1 protein-coding gene is annotated in these 218 nt (G+C 62.4%); it reads left to right on the top strand.

Annotated elements, in window-relative coordinates:
* The coding region (locus DH08_RS30020) for a cobalamin-dependent protein (protein ID WP_192182882.1) at nucleotides 1-218 on the top strand (218 nt) is incomplete at both ends.

The following is a 218-nucleotide window of genomic DNA, read 5'->3' as shown; positions in this document are numbered from 1 at the left end:
GACGGCATCCTGTTCGTGCCGGAAGTGCTTTTGTCCGCCAACGCGATGAAGGCCGGCATGTTCATCCTGCGCCCGCTGCTTGCCGCCACCGGCGCGCCGAAGCAGGGCAAGATGGTGATCGGCACCGTCAAGGGCGACATCCACGACATCGGCAAGAACCTCGTCGGCATGATGATGGAGGGCGCCGGTTTCGACGTCATCGATCTCGGCATCAACAA

Source organism: Mesorhizobium amorphae, from assembly GCF_014843845.1.
Classification (GTDB): Bacteria; Pseudomonadota; Alphaproteobacteria; order Rhizobiales; family Rhizobiaceae; genus Mesorhizobium; species Mesorhizobium amorphae_A.
This window is presented reverse-complemented; position numbering and strand designations above follow the sequence as displayed.